This window comes from Synechococcus sp. N26, from assembly GCF_900473975.1.
Lineage (GTDB): Bacteria > Cyanobacteriota > Cyanobacteriia > PCC-6307 > Cyanobiaceae > Parasynechococcus.
On the sequence record NZ_UCNM01000010.1, the window covers coordinates 280,095 to 299,651 of the forward strand.

General features: G+C 59.5%; 19 protein-coding genes. 6 read left to right on the forward strand and 13 right to left on the reverse strand.

Going from position 1 to position 19,557, the window contains the following annotated elements:
* Window positions 1-26: 26 nt before the first annotated feature.
* From DXY33_RS09230 to DXY33_RS09250, 5 genes are read right to left on the reverse strand one after another with little or no spacing between them, the layout of a single operon-like run.
* Window positions 27-518 (reverse strand): tRNA (cytidine(34)-2'-O)-methyltransferase, encoded by a 492-nt coding sequence (locus tag DXY33_RS09230; RefSeq protein WP_115132619.1) that lies wholly within the window; start codon window positions 516-518, stop codon window positions 27-29.
* Window positions 515-1,099 carry a bifunctional adenosylcobinamide kinase/adenosylcobinamide-phosphate guanylyltransferase gene (gene cobU, locus DXY33_RS09235; RefSeq protein WP_115132620.1) on the reverse strand — a complete coding sequence of 195 codons (585 nt, stop codon included), beginning with the start codon at window positions 1,097-1,099 and terminating at the stop codon, window positions 515-517. Before cobU ends, DXY33_RS09230 begins: the two co-directional genes overlap by 4 nt.
* Window positions 1,086-2,234 carry a proton extrusion protein PcxA gene (pxcA, locus tag DXY33_RS09240; RefSeq protein WP_115132621.1) on the reverse strand — a complete coding sequence of 383 codons (1,149 nt, stop codon included), beginning with the start codon at window positions 2,232-2,234 and terminating at the stop codon, window positions 1,086-1,088. The genes cobU and pxcA overlap by 14 nt, the downstream gene beginning before the upstream one ends.
* A 27-nt stretch (window positions 2,235-2,261) precedes the next feature.
* The gene (gene psb32 / locus DXY33_RS09245) at window positions 2,262-2,933 is read right to left on the reverse strand and encodes a photosystem II repair protein Psb32 (protein WP_115132622.1); all 672 of its coding nucleotides are present in this window, start codon (window positions 2,931-2,933) and stop codon (window positions 2,262-2,264) included.
* Between the two features lie 33 nt (window positions 2,934-2,966).
* Window positions 2,967-3,374: a hypothetical protein gene (locus DXY33_RS09250; protein WP_115132623.1), complete on the reverse strand. Its 408-nt coding sequence runs from the start codon at window positions 3,372-3,374 to the stop codon at window positions 2,967-2,969.
* 62 nt (window positions 3,375-3,436) lie between these two features.
* Here DXY33_RS09250 and DXY33_RS09255 point away from each other — a divergent pair, with 62 nt between their 5' ends.
* Entirely contained in the window at window positions 3,437-4,087 is a 651-nt protein-coding gene (locus DXY33_RS09255; RefSeq protein ID WP_115132624.1) for a cofactor assembly of complex C subunit B, read from the forward strand.
* On the opposite strand, the gene lptC is transcribed toward DXY33_RS09255, so the two are convergent.
* On the reverse strand, window positions 4,032-5,198 hold the full coding sequence (gene lptC / locus DXY33_RS09260; RefSeq protein WP_115132625.1) for an LPS export ABC transporter periplasmic protein LptC: 1,167 nt from the start codon (window positions 5,196-5,198) through the stop codon (window positions 4,032-4,034). The two genes, DXY33_RS09255 and lptC, sit on opposite strands and share 56 nt — an antisense overlap.
* Entirely contained in the window at window positions 5,185-6,729 is a 1,545-nt protein-coding gene (metG, locus tag DXY33_RS09265) for a methionine--tRNA ligase (protein WP_115132626.1), read from the reverse strand. The genes lptC and metG overlap by 14 nt, the downstream gene beginning before the upstream one ends.
* A gap of 86 nt (window positions 6,730-6,815) precedes the next feature.
* On the opposite strand from metG, the gene DXY33_RS09270 reads away from it, so the two are divergent.
* A complete protein-coding gene (locus DXY33_RS09270) occupies window positions 6,816-8,603 on the forward strand; it encodes an FAD-dependent oxidoreductase (protein WP_115132820.1) in 1,788 nt (595 codons plus the stop codon).
* Here DXY33_RS09270 and DXY33_RS09275 read toward each other — a convergent pair.
* The 3 genes from DXY33_RS09275 to rpmG are packed head-to-tail and all read right to left on the reverse strand — an operon-like array spanning window position 8,591 to window position 11,086.
* Window positions 8,591-10,621 carry a ribonuclease catalytic domain-containing protein gene (locus DXY33_RS09275; RefSeq protein WP_115132627.1) on the reverse strand — a complete coding sequence of 677 codons (2,031 nt, stop codon included), beginning with the start codon at window positions 10,619-10,621 and terminating at the stop codon, window positions 8,591-8,593. The two genes, DXY33_RS09270 and DXY33_RS09275, sit on opposite strands and share 13 nt — an antisense overlap.
* Window positions 10,622-10,631: 10 nt before the next feature.
* Entirely contained in the window at window positions 10,632-10,853 is a 222-nt protein-coding gene (gene rpsR, locus DXY33_RS09280) for a 30S ribosomal protein S18 (RefSeq protein WP_006041316.1), read from the reverse strand.
* A gap of 38 nt (window positions 10,854-10,891) precedes the next feature.
* The gene (gene rpmG, locus DXY33_RS09285) at window positions 10,892-11,086 is read right to left on the reverse strand and encodes a 50S ribosomal protein L33 (RefSeq protein ID WP_006851071.1); all 195 of its coding nucleotides are present in this window, start codon (window positions 11,084-11,086) and stop codon (window positions 10,892-10,894) included.
* A gap of 127 nt (window positions 11,087-11,213) precedes the next feature.
* On the opposite strand from rpmG, the gene pheT reads away from it, so the two are divergent.
* Window positions 11,214-13,637 carry a phenylalanine--tRNA ligase subunit beta gene (gene pheT, locus DXY33_RS09290; RefSeq protein ID WP_115132628.1) on the forward strand — a complete coding sequence of 808 codons (2,424 nt, stop codon included), beginning with the start codon at window positions 11,214-11,216 and terminating at the stop codon, window positions 13,635-13,637.
* Here the strand turns inward: pheT and rlmD are convergent.
* A complete protein-coding gene (gene rlmD, locus DXY33_RS09295) occupies window positions 13,627-15,024 on the reverse strand; it encodes a 23S rRNA (uracil(1939)-C(5))-methyltransferase RlmD (RefSeq protein WP_115132821.1) in 1,398 nt (465 codons plus the stop codon). The two genes, pheT and rlmD, sit on opposite strands and share 11 nt — an antisense overlap.
* Before the next feature lie 100 nt (window positions 15,025-15,124).
* Here rlmD and DXY33_RS09300 point away from each other — a divergent pair, with 100 nt between their 5' ends.
* The 3 genes from DXY33_RS09300 to DXY33_RS12740 all read left to right on the forward strand — a co-directional run bounded on the left by DXY33_RS09300 (window position 15,125) and on the right by DXY33_RS12740 (window position 16,900).
* On the forward strand, window positions 15,125-15,619 hold the full coding sequence (locus tag DXY33_RS09300) for an allophycocyanin subunit alpha-B (protein WP_114989152.1): 495 nt from the start codon (window positions 15,125-15,127) through the stop codon (window positions 15,617-15,619).
* Window positions 15,620-16,370: 751 nt separating this feature from the next.
* Window positions 16,371-16,709 carry a YqhA family protein gene (locus DXY33_RS12735; RefSeq protein ID WP_244275985.1) on the forward strand — a complete coding sequence of 113 codons (339 nt, stop codon included), beginning with the start codon at window positions 16,371-16,373 and terminating at the stop codon, window positions 16,707-16,709.
* A complete protein-coding gene (locus DXY33_RS12740) occupies window positions 16,706-16,900 on the forward strand; it encodes a hypothetical protein (RefSeq protein ID WP_244275987.1) in 195 nt (64 codons plus the stop codon). The genes DXY33_RS12735 and DXY33_RS12740 overlap by 4 nt, the downstream gene beginning before the upstream one ends.
* A 65-nt stretch (window positions 16,901-16,965) precedes the next feature.
* Here the strand turns inward: DXY33_RS12740 and DXY33_RS09310 are convergent, their stop codons facing one another.
* Together DXY33_RS09310 and DXY33_RS09315 are read right to left on the reverse strand one after the other, a co-directional pair.
* Window positions 16,966-17,913 carry a molecular chaperone DnaJ gene (locus tag DXY33_RS09310; protein WP_170951008.1) on the reverse strand — a complete coding sequence of 316 codons (948 nt, stop codon included), beginning with the start codon at window positions 17,911-17,913 and terminating at the stop codon, window positions 16,966-16,968.
* Window positions 17,914-17,991: 78 nt separating this feature from the next.
* Entirely contained in the window at window positions 17,992-19,533 is a 1,542-nt protein-coding gene (locus tag DXY33_RS09315) for a DUF3370 family protein (RefSeq protein WP_115132630.1), read from the reverse strand.
* Between the last annotated feature and the right edge of the window lie 24 nt (window positions 19,534-19,557).

Genomic DNA, 19,557 nt, shown 5'->3' on the forward strand with positions numbered 1-19,557 from the left:
CAAGGGGGTTTGGAGCAGTGGTGGGATCACCACAACCGCAACTGTTGTCCAGCCACGTAGGTCACCAGGGCGCAGGCCACGGAAAGATTGAGGCTGCGAACACCTCCCTGGCCTGCATCATCAGCAGCTCCAGGCATGGGGATCGTGAGGATGCTGTCGCAGGCTTCGCGAACCGGTTCCGGTAGCCCCGTATCTTCCCGTCCGAAGAGCAGAACATCTCCCCGTTGAAACGTGAACGAGGAGAGCGATGAACCACCACAACGACTGCAGCCGATCAACCTCTGCTCAGGACGAAGCTCAGCTTGGAACTCGGCAAAGTTCGAAGCGATGGAAAGCTGAACGTGGGGCCAGTAATCAAGTCCGGCACGACGAACGCTCCGATCATCCACCTTGAAGCCGAGGGGTTCAATCAGGGTCAACGGCACCCTGAAGGCCGCCGAGGTACGGGCGATGTTGCCGGTGTTCGGAGGGATCTGAGGTTCGAACAGGGCAATCCGCAGGGGGGCGATCTCACTCATGGCACCACCTGGCCAAGAGCATGAAGATCAAGTGCACGACCCTGGAGAACGAGCCAGGCAGCGTCAGCAACGGGGTCAAGTGCCTGCGCGAGAGTTCCGAGACGATCACGGAACAAGCCTCCGATGCGTGTTGGGGGAACGATGCCCCAGCCTGTCTCTTCGATCACCAGAACAAACGTGCAGTGCGATGCCCTGATCGAGGCGATCAGCTGTTCACAGAGGTGATCCCAATCCTGGGCAGTGAGGTCCAGGTGGTGGGCAACAAAGCCACCGAGGGCATCAATCAGAACAGATTGCCCAGGAGCCAGGCCGTTGATCACGCTTACCAGCTCTGCCCCACATTCAGAAACGCTCCAATGGTCGGGCCGACGCTGCCGGTGGGCCTCCAAACGCTTTTGCCAATCACGGTCATCCGGCCTGGCGGCCGCCGTGGCGATGTAGGTGACAACAGGGTGGTGTTTCAACAAGTGCTCAGCCCAGCGGCTCTTGCCACTGCGGGTTGGCCCACTCACCAGGATCAGCCGGCTGGTCTTGCCGGCAACGGGGGGCTCCACTGAGGAGGAGGGGTCAACCACTGCCATTCATTCCCTTCAGCGTCGCGACAGAAGACGGAGACACACGGTTGAGGTACCTGAAAATCCAATACTTGAAGATCGTCGCCAACACCACCGGGAATGTCGCGATGAAGAGGTTGACGAAACTTTGGCTGGAGGGAAGACCGAAATGCTCGGCAATCCCTTCCAGCAAGACCTGCCAACCTTCCGGGCTGTGGTAACCAACAAAGATATCGGTGAACAGGATGATGGCGAAGGCCTTGGCGGAATCACTCAACCCGTAAACCGCCTCATCAACAAATCCACGCAGAACACGCAGTTCATCGCGGCTCAGAAAACACACCACGGCGAAGGCGATCAGACCCGCCAGATCCGCAAACACATTCTTAATCGCCTTGAGACTTTCCTCATCGGCATCGTGTTTGAGCTCAGTCGCTTTTTCGGTGAGCTTGTCGCGCAGCGCACCATCATCAAGGGGCTGCACGCCCTTGAGGAACGCATCGAATTCAAGTTCTTGCTTGTAGAGCCGAAGTTTTTCAGCCGCCTTCTCTTCCAGCTGAGGCTTCGGGTAGCTCAGGAAAGGGAGTTCGGGAGAAAACTTGTTCACCGCAGGCGAGATCAGATAGGTGCCAGCAATCTGCTGAACAAGAAGAGGAACCAGAACGAGAAGAAGAAGAACCCTCAGGGAAATCAGCGTGCTGTCCCGCCGGCGTCGATACCCCGCCACGACGCTGTCTTCCGTTGAGGGATCCAACTGGAGGCGAATACTGTCGAAGACACCCAGAAGCGATCGGGGGAGGGCATCCGGTGAGCGGCTGATCGACGGCGAACTGCTGGATCGTCGCGATCCATAGCGGCTCACGACGAATTCAATCAGTTGAAGTTGACGCAACTCCTGGGAATCCAGTTGGCCCTGTTGTTTGGAAAGAGTTGCTGCTGTATTGCGGCAGATGGCCAGCGCGGTTTTGAAGCGGCGAAGAATCGTGGCCTGAACAGAGCGCGGCACGGAGAGCTTGAGCTCCGGCCGAATCTGCCGATCGCCGTAGTACTCCAACTCCAGGCTTTGGATGAGCAGAGCCGCCTCGTAGCCACGCTCAAGATCACTGGAGAGCTCGATCGCTTGGCTGTTGCTGAACAGGTTGATCCAGTTACGGCGGCTCATTGCAGTCAGCTCATCGCAGTCGGGTCATCAGCGCGAGAACACCCACCAGGTGGCCATCGGAATGATGGTTCCAAGCACCAACAGGATGATCACCCACTTGGTGGCATCGCTTTCGGCGGTTTCCGCCTTGGTGGGAATGTTGGTGGGCAGGGTGACCCGTTCGATCTCCTTCGGAGGACCTGGATCCTCGCCACCCGAGAGAACGGTTGAAAGTCGGGTGAGTCCATCAACGGATGCCTGGCGATAACGATCGCCCTCTCGCAGGGGCACAGTCATCGTTGTACGGGCGGTGCTCTTCAGCAGGCTGGGAGGAAGCTGTGCCTCAAGCTCCTGATTGGCCACCACAGCGGAACGCTTGTTCGAGGCTTCGATCAACATCAGCAACAAGGGATTGCCGCTGGGTGAGCTCCACGTCTCGAGGAGTTCCTCACCGAAGCTGTTCAAGGTTATGCCGTAATCCAAACGCCGAAGCGTGATCAGGCGGGCATCGACCCGTTGATCTTCAAAGCTGCGTAATTTCGTTTCCAATTCACCACGGCTGGCGCGGCTGAACACATCGGCATCGTCGATCACCAATGCATCCGGCAGGCTTTTACCCAGGGCAGCAGGTGAGATCGCCAGACTGGCTGGGGCCCAGAAGAGAAGACAGACCCCGAAACTGAGCAGGCTGGCCAATAGGCGTCGGGCGGAACGGGGCATCCCTTCAAGCGTCATGAATGCCTCAGTCTGCCGTTAGCTGTCCAGCATGTCGCGGTTCAAAGCTGCAATTGCCTCAACAACCATGCGGGCTTCGTTGTCGGGCAGAGTCATTTGACGGGTGAGCTGGTCGAGGAGATCGGTTTCCTCCGCTGTGATCTTGCGGTCGGCATGCACCAGATGCGCTGCCACAGCCAGGGCGGACTGCTGCTGAATTCGATTGAGCTGAAGCAAGGCGGGCGTGATCAAGCCCTGAACGCCCTGCTCCCGCAACAGCAACAGCAGGCGGTCAAACAATTCACCCATGGCCGCTTCAGAGCTGTCGCTGTACAGCGATCGGTTCTCCAGCTGACGGCGCAGGGCATGGGCCTCATCCCGTCCAAGCCTTCCATCACAGGCAACAGCGGCAAGGGCAACAGCAGCAAAAGCCTCGGGAGTCGTCATGGCAGAGACGCACATGTCCGTATTTGAGCAGGATGATTGCGTTCTGACAGCACCCTCTATTGATGCCAGGTCCCGCCCGAGCTGTACTGATCTGTGCGCTTCTGTTGCTGGGTCTGACCGTGACCAATGCAGGGGTAGCGCAGACCGTGACACCGGAATTTCAACGGGCCGAAGTTCTGGCGGGGATGGCAGCGGTGGGCCTGATGCTGGTGGCTGTGCTGTGGACACGGGCGAACCCCAAGTCAGCAGAGAAAGTTCCGTTGCAGGGGGAACAGGGACTTTTGATGGCGGATCAGTTCAGCGAAAACCAACAACAGGAGCTGGCCTGGGGCAGCCACATGCTGTTGACGGCGACGCCAGCGGCATCCGTGCTCGTGTTCTGGCGCCATCAGGTTGTGCTGCGTCGGGGCCTGATCACTCAGGAGGCTTTCGAGCCAGGAGCGATCACACAACGGGCCATGGAGCGTGAGCAAACCATCTCCTTGGTCAACACAACGCTCTTTCCAGGCCGAGCGGAATTCGACGCGATGCTGCCGTCACTTCCCGCCATCGTTGTTTGCCCGATGGGGAAGGAGGGGGCCGTGATCGTGGGGGGATGGTCGCCCCGTTGTTTCACCCGCTCCGATGAGCGATGGATTGAAGGCTGGACCCAGCGGCTCAGAACGACACTTGCGGCCGGCGAGGCTTCTCCTGTGCAGCCGGACTCAGCTTGATCGTCGATTCAACCCTCGCTCCGGCTTGTCCGAAGCGGATCGCACCATCGTCCGAAATCTTGGCCTCCATGCGCGAAGCCCGCGTGATCTGCTCCGGTTCGGTCCGCTGCAGAACCACATCGCCATCAGCAACAACCCGTTCACTCCGCCAGTTCCAAGCGCAGCGTTGGGCCGTCAATGTTTCCAACGTCTGCTCAACGCGACATGAGTTGGAAATGATCACGGAGCCAGTGCGCTGATCAAGCTTGAACCCAATCCCCTGCACCTTGCTGTTTTTCAACTCAGCCTGAATGGGTTGATCGGATTCAAGTTGCTCCGCCGAAAACAGCCAACGCGTCTGGCCGGTAGTGATCCGACCGCGGTCGCTTTCCAGCACCAGCGTGACCGGTTGTTGTAGGTCGAGGTAACCCTGGCGGGTGTTGCCATCCAGTCCTGAAGCACTGAGCGTGCGGCCATCGCTGCGGATGGCCTGCACCGGACCAGGCGCCTGAAACAAACCACTCTTCAGATTCCAGGTTCCACGTCCACCCCGCACCACTGTGGAAGCAGCATTGGTGCCATCAACACGGTTCAGCTGGGTTGGGCCCTTGAACTCCAGCACCTCGGTGTCCTGCTGGAACACGAGCTCGCGTGAGCGGATTTGCGCCTTGCCATCATTGGCCTTGGGCCGTTGATTGATCACCATTCGCGCCTGCGATGGCGTCCAAATCAGATTGTCTCCCTCAATCGTCAGCCCCCGTTGGTTCAACTGCCGCAGCTGCACCGATCCTTCAAGAACAACGAGCTCTCCATCTCGCAACACCGTGGCGAGATCTGCGGTGATCCTGTAGTGCGGTTGATCATTCCGATAGAGAACGCCCTCGGGACGTCGTGCACGGATGGTTCGACTGCTCAGGTCGTAACGCGCCTCGGGGCTGGTGAGATCCCAGCCACGGTTGCCATCGTCGGCCCGCTGGCTCAAATCCAGCGACCGGAAGACAAAGGACGGCGTTGGTTCAAGCGCAATCGGTCGCCGCGTTGTGCAACCGGTGAGCCATGCACTCGCCACAAGGGCTGCTGCCAGACCACAACGTGACAAGCGACCCAGCATGCTTTGTTCAGAGCGGTTCATCCAGTTCCAACCGCTGCATCACCGGTGTTGGCTTCGGCAGCGCGGAACCGCTGCACAGCCTGCCCCAATTCAGCTGTTTCGACCAGTTGTCTGGATCCAAGCGTTCCCCAAGTTGAGACAGGATCCGCTCGCTGAGGTCGGGCAAGAGCGGGGCAAGCAGGAGTCCAACGATGCGGGTGGTTTCCAGCACAGCAAACAAATCCTCTGCCACGCTCTGCTCTTGACCGGGCTCCTTCATGCGACTCCAGGGAGCCGTGTCATTGAGATGACCGTTCGCGGCAATGGCCAACTGAAGGATCGACTCGGACGCGGTCTTGAACGCGAGCTGCGGCATCGCCTCCATCACCATGCTGACGGTTTCCGCAGCCTTGAGGGCCAGGGGATGGTCAGCACTTGAGGCTGCTCCTGCCGGGGGAACGCCGTCATCGAACCATTTGCGCGCCATCGACGAGGTGCGATTCAGCAGGTTGCCGATGGTGTTGGCCAGATCGTTGTTGACCAGATCAACAAAGCGTTGCTGTTGGAAATCGCCGTCGTCTCCGAATTGGATGTCGCGCAGGAGGTACCAACGAACGGCATCACTGCCGCATCGCTCAAGCAACAGTTCGGGGTCCAGCACATTGCCGAGGGATTTGCCCATCTTCTGGCCCTCACGGGTGAGGAAGCCATGGCCGAAAACCTTTTGCGGCACCGGCAGTCCTGCAGACATGCACATGGCGGGCCAGAACACAGCGTGGAAGCGAAGGATGTCCTTGCCGATCACGTGCACGGAGGCGGGCCAACCGCAGGAGGCGAGCCGATCGAGCGATACCGCTTCTCCATCATCAAGAAGCGCTGTGAGATAACCCAGCAGAGCATCAAACCAGACGTAGAAGGTGTGGCCTGGATGGTCAGGGACCGGAAGTCCCCAGGACACATTCACCCGCGAAATGGAGAAGTCGCGCAGACCTTGAGCGACGAAGTTGCGCACTTCCTGTCGTCGGCTGGCTGGGGCGACGAAGTCATCGCGCGCCACCAACTCCTCAATGGCGGATTGATAGCGGGAGAGCCGAAAGAACAGGTTCTCCTCATCGCGCCACTCGAGAGGCTTGCGGTGGATCGAACAGGAGGGCGACTCCGCTTCGGCCGGATCATCCTTGTATTCCTCGCAATCGACGCAGTACCAGCCGGTCTGCTTGCCGACAACGATGTCGCCGGATGCCTTGACCCGTTCGTAGAACTGTTCCACCAATTCCAGGTGGCGCGGGTTGGTGGTGCGCACAAAGCGATCGTCAGAAATCCCCCACTGATTCCAGAGATCGCGGTACCGGCTGCTGACCTTGTCGCAGTGGTCCTGGGGGCTCAGCTGCTGACGTTCTGCCGTGCGCTGAATCTTCTGGCCGTGCTCATCAACACCAGTCACGAAGGTCACCTTCTCCAGCTGCAGCCGCTCAAAGCGAGCCAAGGCATCACAGGCCAGGGTCGTGTAGGTGCTGCCCAGATGGGGACGATCGTTGACGTAATAGAGCGGAGTCGTAAGGGTGTAAGGCATCAGAAAAGTTCGAACTCCGCTGCACCGCAGCGATGACAGACTTTAACGAGCATGCCCATCTCGCTCCACGCCAAACAGCCCTCCTCATGACGCACCGCGAAGTGGTGGTCTGGGGTGGTGGCTGCGGCGGCGTTGCTGCTGCGCTGCAGAGCGCAAGATCAGGAGCAGACACGACACTGTTCACCCCTGGCCCCTGGCTGGGGGGCATGGTGAGTTCAGCAGGAGTCTGTGCCCCGGATGGCCATGAACTCACCTGTTGGCAAACCGGGATCTGGGGCGCCTTTCTACGGCAGTTGGAGTTGGAGGAGCCGAGCGGGCTCGACCACAACTGGGTGAGTTGTTTCGGATACAGGCCGCAAACAGCCGAACGGATCCTGCAACGCTGGGTGGCGGCTGAGCCCAGGCTGGAGTGGCGTCCCCACTGCAGGCTAGAACAGGTTCACGGCCAGCAGGGTCGCCTCCAGTCTGTGGAGATCCACAGCGCCAATGGCGTCGAAAGCTTTTCCGCCGACGTGTTTGTGGATGGCAGCGATCTGGGTGATCTGCTTGCCCTATCGTCCGCCCCCTTCCGCTGGGGGTGGGAAGGCAAGGAGATCTGGGATGAACCCAGCGCCCCCGAGCAGTCCCGGCTTGAGAGCGAAGCATTTTTTCAAGAGCAACCGATTCAGTCACCCACCTGGGTGGTGATGGGCCAATTGCATGGGGAACTCGCTCCGCGCCATGCCGCAGCGATCCCGCGGATTCCGTTCGATCGGAGCACCGCCAGCTTCGGTCTCGAGAAAACCATCACCTATGGCCGTCTGGCCAGCGGCCTGGTCATGCTCAATTGGCCCCTGGAGGGCAACGACTGGCACCACAGCCTCGATCGAGCCCTCAGTGCTGATGGCGAGGTTCGTGCGCAGCTGGCCCAGGAGATGCAACGGCACAGCAAGGATTTCCTGGCGGCCCTGGAGGAATGCAGCGGTGGTTGGATCTCTGCCGGCAACGCCTTCCCTGGAGCCGATCCCAGCCTGGCGTTGATGCCGTACTGGCGAGAAAGCCGGCGGCTGACGGGTCGCACAACGGTCACGGAACGCGACCTCTTGCCGATCTCCACAGGAGCCCGACGGGGACCGCTCCCGATCGATGCCAAGGGTCGCTGCACCAGCATCGCTGTGGGCACCTATGCCAATGACCATCACTACCCAGGCGAGGACTGGCCTCTCGCGCCGAAAAGTGTGCGCTGGGGAGGACGTTGGAGCGGTACGCCTTTCTGCATTCCTTTCGATGCCCTGATCACAGACTCAATCCCCAACCTTGTGATGGCAGAGAAAGGCTTCAGCGTCAGCCACATGGCCAATGGGGCCACGCGCCTGCAGCCTTTGATCCTCAACCTGGGCCAGGTGGCGGGTCTGGCGGCGGCGATGGCGGTTCGCCAGGGGTGTGACCTTGCTGATCTGCAAGTTGAGGCCATCCAGTCAGCCCTGATCCATGAGCCGCAGGCCCCTGCAGCAGTCCTCCCGATCTGGGACTGGCCGTTCTGGCATCCGCACTGGGTCAAGGCACAGGAGCAGAGCTTGGCTCGACCTGAACACCTGAATGCGAATGGCTGCCTTTCAGGCCCAAGGGCCAGCATGCTGCTTCCCCCTGGCGTGAACCAGGCGCCAAATCAGCCTCATGAGGTTGGCCTCAGTGGCGTGCTCACCGGCAACCTCCATGAGGGCTACCACTTGGAAACCGCTGAAAGGATCTGGCCTCTGATCACCCTAGAACCCGCAATCCATCGCTGGCTATCCAACGAGGATCATTCGGGCCGAACACTGAATCTCCGCGGCATTAAGAATCCCTGGGGGCCCTGGGTGCGGATCACCGGGGTTCTGGATCAAGCCAACTGAAGCTGCAGCTCACCGCGTACCGGGTCAGCACGCCCCACCCTGAGTTCAAGAGCATCACCAGGAGCAGGGTTGTCTGCAGACACACAACCGACCAGATCCATGGCCAGCTCGCTCACATGAACCAGGGCTAAGCGATCCTGCGGGCGCAGCCAGCGCAGGAACACGGCCGACCAAACGGTGTTCTGATGCTCGGCGAACCACACCTGCTGCCAGTGGCGCTGATCCTCACGGCTGATCTGAATGGATTGGCGCAATGGATCATCGAGGTCATCGATCACTTCCAGCAGACGCTCTTCATCCAACGGTGCAAGCGCCGAAAGCTGGGCAATGATCTGCCGGTGGGCGACGAGATCGGCGTAGCGTCGGATCGGTGAGGTTGCCTGCACATAGGCCTCAAGCCCGAGGCTGAAATGGGGCATGGCTCGAGTGCCCTGCACGCCTCGGCTCAAGCAGCGCTTGATCGCCGCGTCACGGGCTGGTCCCTCGGGGATTCGATCGAGTTCATCGCTGGAGGGCAGCTCCGCCGCAGGCTGACTACGGAAGGGCAACGGCAGGCTGTGCTCTTGACCAAAGCCGGCCACAACAGCTCCCATCAGCAGCATCGCTTCACTCACCATCAGGCGGGAGGGTGAAGGGTCAATCACCTGCAGCGCCAAGGCTCCATCGCTGCGGCGGAAGCGTCCTTCAGGCCGGTCAAACATCACGGCTCCTTTGGAACGGCGCCAGCGCATGCGCAACATCAGAAGTCCCGAGAGATCCGAGAGGGCTTCATCCCCTGGGGGTGCCAACTCGATCAGCTCATCACCATCGGTGTAGGTGAGGCCATAGCGGGGTCGGATCCAGCTGCGCGCAATCCGTTGCTGCGCAACAGCACCATCCTCATCGAGGCGAACGGCCACACTGAGGGCTGCACAGCGCTGTCCAGCCCGAAGACTGAGGGGACCGGCCGCCAGCTCCAGAGGCAGCATGGGCATTACACCCTCCGCCAGATACAAACTGGTGGCTCGACGTCTGGCTTCCTGATCAAGGGGGGAGTCAATGTCGATCAGACGGCTGGGATCAGCGATGTGGATCCAGATCCAATCGACGCCATCACGACGCTCCAGCGAGAGCGCGTCATCAATTTCTCGAGTGCCCGCATCGTCCAGGCTGTAGGTGGCCAGGTGAGTGAGGTCGATGCGTTGCTCATCCCCAGGTCGCTCTTCATTCGAAAGAGCAACAAGACGATTCGCTTCCTCCACCAGATCAGAGGGAAAACAGCGGGACCAGACGCTGCCCCTCAGGCCAATGGGCTCATTGGTATCGAGCAACCCACGCACGATCAACCACTGCCGAAGATCGGCGGCATCTGATCCAATCGACAACGCTGCCGACCACTGCTGGAGATCCAGGTCGGAACCCACCGCAGCGGGATTGTTCTTCAGCAACTGAATCCAGTGGCTGAAGCGCTCGTCCCAAACCGGGTCCAGCTCCAGGCGTTCATCGTCGCTGAGGCCTCGCTCCGCGCGCAGCAATGCGAGCTGCCGTTGTTCATGTTGTTGCGCCTGCCTCTCAGCTCGGCGTTGGCGCCGCAGGCTGGCCCTCTCTTCGCGGGAGAGTGGCTGGATCAAACGGTCACGACGCCAGCGGAACAACTGTTGGTTTCCATGCAGCCAGGCCCACAGCGCTGCCAGACCAGCGAGGTTGAGCGGGGTCAACACCAACTCGCCCAGCTCGCAGAGGCTCAGCCGAGCCAATCCCCCCGGTTGATCCGTTTCCAACAGCTGCCAGGCCTCCACAACGGCCCGCGCTGATGGAGCGCTGTCCTGCACCTGCTCAGGGGCAGGTAGTTCACTGCCATCGAACAGATGCTCGGGATCGATGGCAATCAGATCGCGCATGGGCAGGCCCTGGTCACGACGTTGACCACCAAAAGAAAGAACCGCCTTGCTGCCCTTGATGGACAGAAGACGGCCGAAGAGAGGAGAACCCTTGAGAACAACCGCGACGGTGTCTCCGGGTTGGATTGAATTGTTCAACGCCCGTGGATCAACCTTCGGGGTTCACAAACGGCAGAAGGGCAACGATGCGGGCACGCTTGACGGCGTTGGTGAGATCGCGCTGCTGCTTGGCGGTGAGGCCGGTGAGGCGACGGGGAAGAATCTTGCCGCGTTCGGTGATGAACTTCTTGAGGAGATCCACATCCTTGTAATCGATGGGATCACCGGGCTTGATCGGCGAAAGACGCTTCTTGAAGAAGGAGCTGGACATGATTCAGGAACGGATGGAGGAAAGACGGACCTGCAAGGTCACTTGATCTCCTTGTGGAGCGTGGACTTGTTGCAGTGGGGACAGAACTTTTTGATCTCCAGCCGTTCGGTGGTGTTCCGGCGGTTCTTTTCCGTCGTGTAACGAGACACGCCGGGTGAACGCTTGGCGGGATTGGACCGGCATTCGGTGCACTCGAGAGTGATCACGATCCGGACGCCCTTGTTCTTGGCCATAAAGGACGTTGCGCCGCAGGTGCGAAGCGAATTGACAAACATCGAGCTTACCCCCTGACCCGACAGGTTCAGAGCAGCTCCCCCAGAGGGGACTTCCTAAGATCGCGCGCTGTCTGGCTTAGATCCAATGCGGGTATCGATCTCCTGGCTGAAGCAGCTGGTCCAGGTGAATGAGTCCGTTGACGATCTCTCCGAGCGCCTCTCGATGGCGGGCTTTGAGGTGGACGACGTTGATGACCTCAGCGCCCGGGCCCACGGCGTGGTGGTTGGCCATGTGCTGGAACGGGAGAAACACCCCAATGCCGACAAGCTCAGCGTCTGCACGGTGGATGTGGGAGCTCAGGACCCCATCCAGATCGTGTGTGGTGCCAGCAACGTGCGTGCCGGGATCCATGTTCCGGTGGCCATGGTCGGTGCCACCCTCCCCGCAGTTGGCTTGACGATCAAAGCCGGTGAATTGCGGGGTGTGGCCAGCAACGGAATGATCTGCTCCCTGACGGAGCTGGGCCTGACGGAGCAGTCCGACGGCATCGCCATCTTGGATGAGCTTGGGGAGTCACTGCCGGCCAACGGGACGCCCGTGGCGCCCCTGCTGGGTCTCGACGACACCGTTCTGGAGCTGGCCATCACCGCCAATCGCCCCGACGGCCTCTCGATGGTGGGTATTGCACGCGAGGTGGCAGCCCTGACCGGTGGCAGTTTGAGCCTGCCCGAGCTGGATCTGGATCCCAGCACCACTCCGCTTAACGCAGAACTGGATGGCTGCTTCTACTCGATCACCAGGATCGAGGGTGTGGACGGGTCCAAGCCCTCACCCACCTGGTTGCAGCAGCGCCTTGAGCGTGGTGGCGTGAACAGCGTCAATGCGGTGGTTGACGTCACCAACCTGGTGATGCTGGAGCAGGGGCAGCCCCTCCACGCCTTTGATGCCGATGCGCTGGAACGACTGACCGGGCAACCGGTAGACGCCAAGAGTTTTGCCGTCCGTTCCGCTCGCGATGGGGAAATTTTCGTGGGTCTGGATGATCAGAAGCGCACCCTCGACAGCCGTGTTCAGGTCGTCACCTGCCAAGACCGGCCTGTCGCCGTCGCTGGTGTGATGGGGAGTCTCGAGAGTGGGGTGACTGCCGGTACCAGGAACATCTGGCTCGAATCCGCTCTGTTTGCTCCGCCGCGGGTTCGTCAGTCGGCCCGGGCCCTGGGCTTGCGTACGGATGCCAGCAGCCGTTTCGAAAAAGGGTTGCCTGTGGAAATGACCCTGCCCTGTTCGGCCCGTGCTTTGGCCTTGTTGAGTCAGGAGTTTTCCTGCTCTGAGAGCGGCCGCTGGGTGGGCGGTAACGGTCCCGCAGAAGCGGAACCGGTGCTGTTGAGGCGCAGTGCCCTCCATCAACTGCTTGGCCCCCTCGATGCTGCCGATGGCCCGAAGGATCTCGATGACACCAGCATCGAAAACTGCCTGACAGCCCTCGGTTGCCAGCTCTCAGCCCATGAGCAGGGATGGCAGGTGATTGCACCGCCCTCAAGACGGCAAGACCTTCAGCGTGAAGTTGATCTGATCGAGGAGGTGGCGCGTCTTGTGGGCTTCGATCGGTTTGAGGCTCACCTGCCGGATCCGCTGGAGCCCGGTGCCCTCACCCCGCGCCAACAGGCGGAACGGCGCCTGCGGCAGCTGTTCTGTTCCACAGGGTTGCAGGAGGTCACCACCCTGTCTCTCGTCCCGGCTTCGGAGCAGGAACAGCGCATCGCCATCAGCAATCCGTTGTTGGCCGACACAAGCCATCTGCGCACGAACCTCTGGGAGGAGCACCTGCAGATCTGTGTTCGCAATCTGAAGGCATCACAGCGCGGTTGCTCTGTTTTCGAGATCGGCAACACCTATAGCGGTTCACCGGAAGCCGTCAGCCAGACCGCCATTCTTGGTGGCGTGATCTGCGGAGATCGACGCCTCTCCACCTGGGCCACCAGCGGCAAGCCGCAGGCGCCCGACTATTTCCAGGCCCGTGGCGTTCTCACCCGGGTGATGGAGGCCTTGCAGCTGGAGCTGTCTGACCGTCGCCTCACGGATGACGCACGACTGCATCCGGGTCGTGCCGCCACCCTGGTGTTGGAAGGGCGCCCCTTGGGTTGTTTCGGTCAGCTTCATCCAGCCATGGCTGAGGAGCTGGATCTCCCAGAAGCCACATACCTGTTTGAACTGGATCTGACACGACTGGTGGATGCTGCAACCCGCAGCAACCGTTGGACGCCGGCCTTCAAGCCCTACCCAACCGTGCCTTTCAGCGAGCGGGATCTTGCCGTCATCGTCGACCGATCCAGTGCAGCTGCTGATCTGATCCAAGCCATTCGCAAGGCGGGCAAACCCCTTCTGGAGCAGGTGGAACTTGTGGATCGCTTTGAGGGCGAACAGCTGGGCGACAACAAAGTGAGCCAGGCATTCCGTCTGCGCTACCGCGGCAAGAACGAGACCCTCACCGACGACAAAATTCAGCCTGTTCACGACAAGGTGCGTGCCGCTTTGAGCAAGCAGTTTCAGGCTGAGCTCAGGAGCTGAACCGTTTCAGCAGCGCCAACGATTCGAGGTGCGTTGTCTGGGGGAAGAAGTCCACGGGCTGGAGCATCTCCAGCTCGTAGGGGCCTGATGGGGCGAGCAGTGCTTTGAGATCCCGAGCTTGCGTGGCGGGGTCACAGCTGAGATAAGCCAGCACGGCAGGTGCCCGCTCAAGGATGCTGTCCACCACGCGTCGATCGAGCCCCCTGCGCGGGGGATCCAACACCAGCGCCTGACAGTCGTCCAGCTGAGCAGCGAGAAGGTCGGCCACATCGCCCGCATCAAAGGCACAGCGGGAGGAAAGGCCGTTGTGCATGGCATTCAGCCGGGCCTGCTCCACCGAGTCGGGGTTGAGTTCCAGACCTTGAACATCAAAACCGGCCTTGGCCAGGGGCAGGGAAATGGTTCCGACGCCGCAATAGGCGTCGACAACCCGTGCGCCGGCGCACTGAGTCAAAAGCCAGTCTGTGAGGCGCTGAACGATCCGTTCCGCCTGCGGCGTATTCACCTGAACAAAGGTGGTGCTGCTGAGGGCGAGCTTGATTCCGCAGAACTGTTCCTCAATGGTGGGAACACCGGCGAGGCAATGGGTGGTGCGACCGAGCACCAGGTTGTTGGCCTTCGGTTGAAGGTTGAGGCAGACCCCTTTCACCGCGGGCCAACGCTCCACCCAGCTCTGTGCGAGGGCGTCAAGGCCTCGAAGCTGAGCATGGCTGCTGATCAGCGTGATCAAAACGTCTCCAGTGGCGCTGGCAAGACGAAGCCCGAGATGGCGCAGCCCCTGGGCTTGAAGCAGGTCATGGTCGGCCGGCCACCCCCCTGCATCCAGGTCCTGCTTGAGAGGCTCCACCAACGCGTCCAGGCGTGGATCGAGCACCGGGCAGTGGTTCAGATTGACGATCTTGTGGGTCTTCGGTCGGAAGTAGCCGGCCTTCAAGCGTCCATTCTGGTCTCGCTTCAGCGGGATCAAGGCCCTGTTGCGGTAACCGAAGCAGCGTTCCGCATCAACAAGCGTGGGCTCAGGGGCAACGTCAATTCCCCCGATGCGCTGCATGGTCTGTTGTATCTGCTGGGCTTTCCACCGGGTTTGGGCGGGGTCATCAAGGCGTTGCAAGGTGCAACCACCGCAGTCATCGGAAAGGATGCAGGGAGGGCGGCGCCGATCTTCGGAGAACGTGATCTGATCCACCCGACGGCTCAACCAGCGCGACTTCTGACGTTGCTGCAGCTGGACCGTGGCACGTTCCCCCGGCAAGAGATCAGGAACGACGATCACCCAGTTGTTCCAACGGGCCAGACCCTTGCCATCGCGATCCAGGTCAACAGCCTCGAGCTCGATTGTGAGCCCGGGCCGCGGTTCACTGCTGTTCGGGCTGTCGACTTTGGTCATGCTCTCGATTCCCTGCCATTGCAATGGCGTAACACCCGGGCGGTGATGGGTCAGGTGAACGGGTCGAGACCACTAAACTCCACGAAGCCTGCCCAGTTCCATGAGCGTTGTCCGGGATCTCATCCTCCAGGCCGATGACGATCTGCGGTATCCCACCAGCGGAGAACTCCGCACCATGGTGGATTTCCTCGACCAAGGCGCCATGCGCGTTTCTGTGGTCAAGGTTCTGACCGAGAACGAAAAAAAGATCGTCGACGAATCCGCCAAGCAACTGTTTGGTCGCAAACCTGAGTACGTCGCCCCTGGCGGCAATGCCTACGGTCAGCGCCAGCGGGCCCAGTGCCTTCGCGACTACAGCTGGTACCTCCGTCTGATCACCTACGGAGTTCTGGCCGGCAGCACCGAAATGATCCAGGAGATCGGTCTGGTTGGTGCTCGCGAGATGTACAACAGCCTTGGTGTTCCGATGCCCGGAATGGTTGAAGCCATGAAGTGCATGAAGGAAGCGTCCCTGTCGTTGTTGTCGGAACAGCAGGTGAAGCTCACGTCTCCTTATTTCGACTTCTTGATTCAGGGCATGCAGACGTCCACCTGATTCAACGTTGAACGTTTTCAAAAGAGCCGGGCCCTCGAGCCCGGTTTTTATTGTCCACTTGTCTTGACTGAGACAGCTTTCAAGACCTGAAATGCGCCTCAGTTGAGACCTAAGAGATAAAAATCTGCTTTTTTCTGCCAATCATCTGCTGAAGTCGTGCAAGCCATCCTCTCGATGATTCGATCGGCTACTCGAGGGCGTCAGGTCTCTGCCTAGTCCAGAGGTCGACATTCTTGAACAGCCCTGGCCGAGCCCTCGTAATGTCAATTCGTCCCGGGTGAGACATCAACCAAGACTCATTCCAAGTCCATACTGCGCTGCTTGGTACTTGTCTCTGGCTTCATGATTATGGAGAGATGTGTAATGGAAGCTGTGAAGCGATCCCCGCATCAACAGCCGGACACTGGTCCGGATTCGAGGCTTCAAGGTCCAAAATAGTGAGCCTTTATTGCGTACCTGTGTCTACAGCAGGTACGCAAGAATGAAAACCCAAGCTTTCAAACGGTTTTGCCGGTCACAGGCCACCTCTGGACTGGCCGTGGACTACAGATAAAGCTATCAAGACAATGGTTTTTGCAGAAGAAAGGGCGCTGTGACAATCTCGGGTGCGCGGCAAATAAAAACCACCATTTTTTGAATCTTGAGAATTAGCGCTCGTTGCAGATAAGACTTTTATTGGGTCCTGAAACGTGTCGTAGCCAAGACCTGAGATTCTGTTGATCAGGCTGCGAACGGATGATCGGATTGAACCATGGCGTCGCGATGGATTGAACGTCGGCTTGAACGATTGATCTGGAAATTCCGGCTGATCAGCATCGTTCCGGTGGTGCTGAGCCTGCTCGGAAGCGTTGGCTGCTTCGTCATTGGAGCGGTTGAGGTCTTCAACGCTTTCCTTGTGATCATGCACCTTCCCTTCACGACCAAGAGCGTTGCGGCCAAAACCATCGCCCAGATGGTGGGAGGGGTTGATTACTTCGTAATCAGCATCGCACTGCTGATCTTTGGCTATGGCATCTACAAGCTGGTGATTTCAGACCTTGATCCATGCCTTGAGGTGGCGAAGAGCAGTACACCAACATTCTCTCGGTGAACAGCCTCCAAAGCCTGAAGAACAATCTGTCCAATGTAATTGTTGTGGGCCTGATTGATGCGGTGTTCAAAAAAACCATTGGCTTCGAGGTGAACAACGCCACTGATCTAGTAGCACTGTGTGGTTCCGTGGCCATGTTGGCCCTCAGTGCTTGGTTGATTGTTCGAAGCCACGGAGCTGGTAATGATTAAAAACTCAGCTGTCTCAAGCAAAACACGAATTTAGACTTGTCTTGTGTCTAAGTAGAGATAAGCGGTCAACGGTTTCTGTACAGCTCACGCAGCAGCCGATAGGCCTCATTGAGTCGGCGCATCGCATCGGTGGAACCACCCGCATCAGGATGTTCTTCAAGCGCCCGTTGCTTGTAAGCATCCCTAATGGAACTGAGAGTGACCGAAGTTCCTGCTTGGGTTGATAAACCCAACAACTTGAGAGCCCCATGCACCGTCATGGTCGACTCAAGGGTTTCGAAGGAGGTGACCTGTCTGCTGCGGCGGAAACGGTTCACAAAGCGGCGGATCAGGGTCGGCATGCGTTCCGCCAACGAAGACGTGGCAAAGGGGTCCTCAAGAGCGCCAGCCACGACCATCACCCGACCCAGCGATGGGTCGCTTGACTCCCAGCTGGCACAGAGTGTCTCAACGGCTGCATTGGCAGCCGACCAGGTGAATGGACGTCCATCACTGGCATCGGTGCTGGACCAGACATCTCGGGCCAGCCAGGTCATGGCCGCTTCAATCACTGTTGGGCCCGGTGGTTGGCCATAGAGGGACCTCCAGTGCTCTTCTGCGGCAGCACTGGCCTCTCTTAGATCGGTGAGGTCCACCGTTGAGACAAGGGGGTCGTTCTGAGGGGAATCGCGTTGCTGCGGAGAGCGAAGCGTCGCTTTCAGCTCACTGGTGCGCTTGCTGACGAACCCCGGCAGGTCGATGCCTGAGGAGCCACCTCCCGAAGGAAGTCCAGAGGCCGAGGTTGGAGCGTCTTCACCCCCTTGCTGTTGCTTCCCCGTTGAGATCAGAACGAGACTGGTGACCTCATCGGGCCCAGTGGCGACCGCTGGTTCAGCATCGTCCTTGAGAGGATCGACCTCAGGATCCGATGCTGCATCCCCAGGGTCGAGCAGATCCTGGAGGAGCATTTCGAGCACCCGGCCCCGGGAACGGGCTCCGTATTCACCCTTGAGCTGGTCAATCAACGCGACCATGGGCTCTGACATCTCCACAGAGATGCGTTGACGTTTTGAGTCCTCGCCGCTCAAAAGTTCAATCCACCTTTGGGCAGGTTATCGACCCTGAAGCTGGAGCAACCACTGCTGCTGAGATCGAATCACATCGCCGTAAACGGGTCGGGCGACAGGCACCACAGCAGGAATCACAGGAGCCGGCCTTACAGATGCAGGCTTCACAGCTGCAGGGTTCACAACAACAGGCTTGGCTTCAGGAGAAGGAGGAGCGGTCTCCGGCCCCACCATGCGGGATTTACTGTCCGCGATCTTGACCTGGGCGTCTCGCTGTTGTTGCTTGCGGCGATGAAGCATGGCCAGCTGCTGAACGGGAACCACACTGAGGAGATGGCCTGGGGTGGCATCAGCCGGATAAACCAAGCTCACCTTCACCGCCTTTCGTGTGCCAGGCAACAGGTTGAGATCAGCCAGGGCCAGGCTCTCCCCTGAGCGCATGCCCACGTGAACCTCTTGAAGGGTTCGATCGTGACGAATCTGCAGCGATCCACGGAAAGCTGTAAACGTCTTCTTGCCCGACACAACCGGGTGACTGAGCACCAGTTGATGGGGCCCTGCACCAGAAACATTGAGGGTCACGTCATAGCGAACCCCATAGGTTCCGACGTTGTTCAGAGCGGAATCAACCATCCGTGTGGTCAACGGATTGACCTGAACATCGCTGGTGCCGAAGTGATGCCGCTTCGTGCTGGTCAGGGGCACGTGGAGTGGCCCCTGGTTGAGATCATGGCTGATCTCAGCTTTGTAGGCATCGCCCAGAGCAACGCCCGCCACCCTTGAAAAAACACGACCCAGCTGGATCTCGCGAATCCGGTTGAGATAAATCCTTCCCGGTGCCAGTCGCCCCGACTGCAGCACCGCGAACAGATCGGCATCCTGTGCTGATTGCTCGGCGGCAACGACAGCCATCGTGAAAGGACCGTTGCTGCGTCCCCTCAGCAGCCCGTTGGCTATGCCACGGGCAGGGAGCACAGTGCGCACCACAACCCTCTGTCCTCCTGCCGGAATCACGACCTGTTCGGGTAATTTCCGGTCCAGTTCACCGCGCAGCAGTTGAACGGCGGTGGCATCTCCTGGCCCTGTGTTCCAAGGACGCTTCCCAAGAGGTTTGACCCCCATCAAACGATTCGGGTGATAAGGCGCTTCAAAACTGTTTTTGACGGAGCCTCGATCGAACTTCAGTGTGATCGGGCTTGACCCGGAATTCGTCGCGATCAGTGCCAGGGTCATCAAGCCTCTGGATCGACGGCCCCCCAACTTGGCTTGGTCTTGGGGGTAATACTTGTGATGCATATGAACGCCGAACTCACCGTTGAAGGTGTGGGCGGCATTGCGAAGCGGCTGGTTCGACTCCGCAGCGATGGCTGAGCCCGCAGCCGTGTTTACCAGGATTCCTGGACCGGTGACAATCTCCGGTTGATTGGAATGAAGAACCGGAACGTTGTTGAAGGTGCCGTTGAGAGGTCGTGCCTTTTGACCTGCCATGAGCGCGACGTAGGCCTCAGCGTTGCGCCGAGGCACGCACTCAAAACCCGCAAGCGAGACGCAGGTCAAGACCAAGATTGGGATTTGCCTGAGACTCATGCGGCTTGCTGTTGTGGTGTTCGG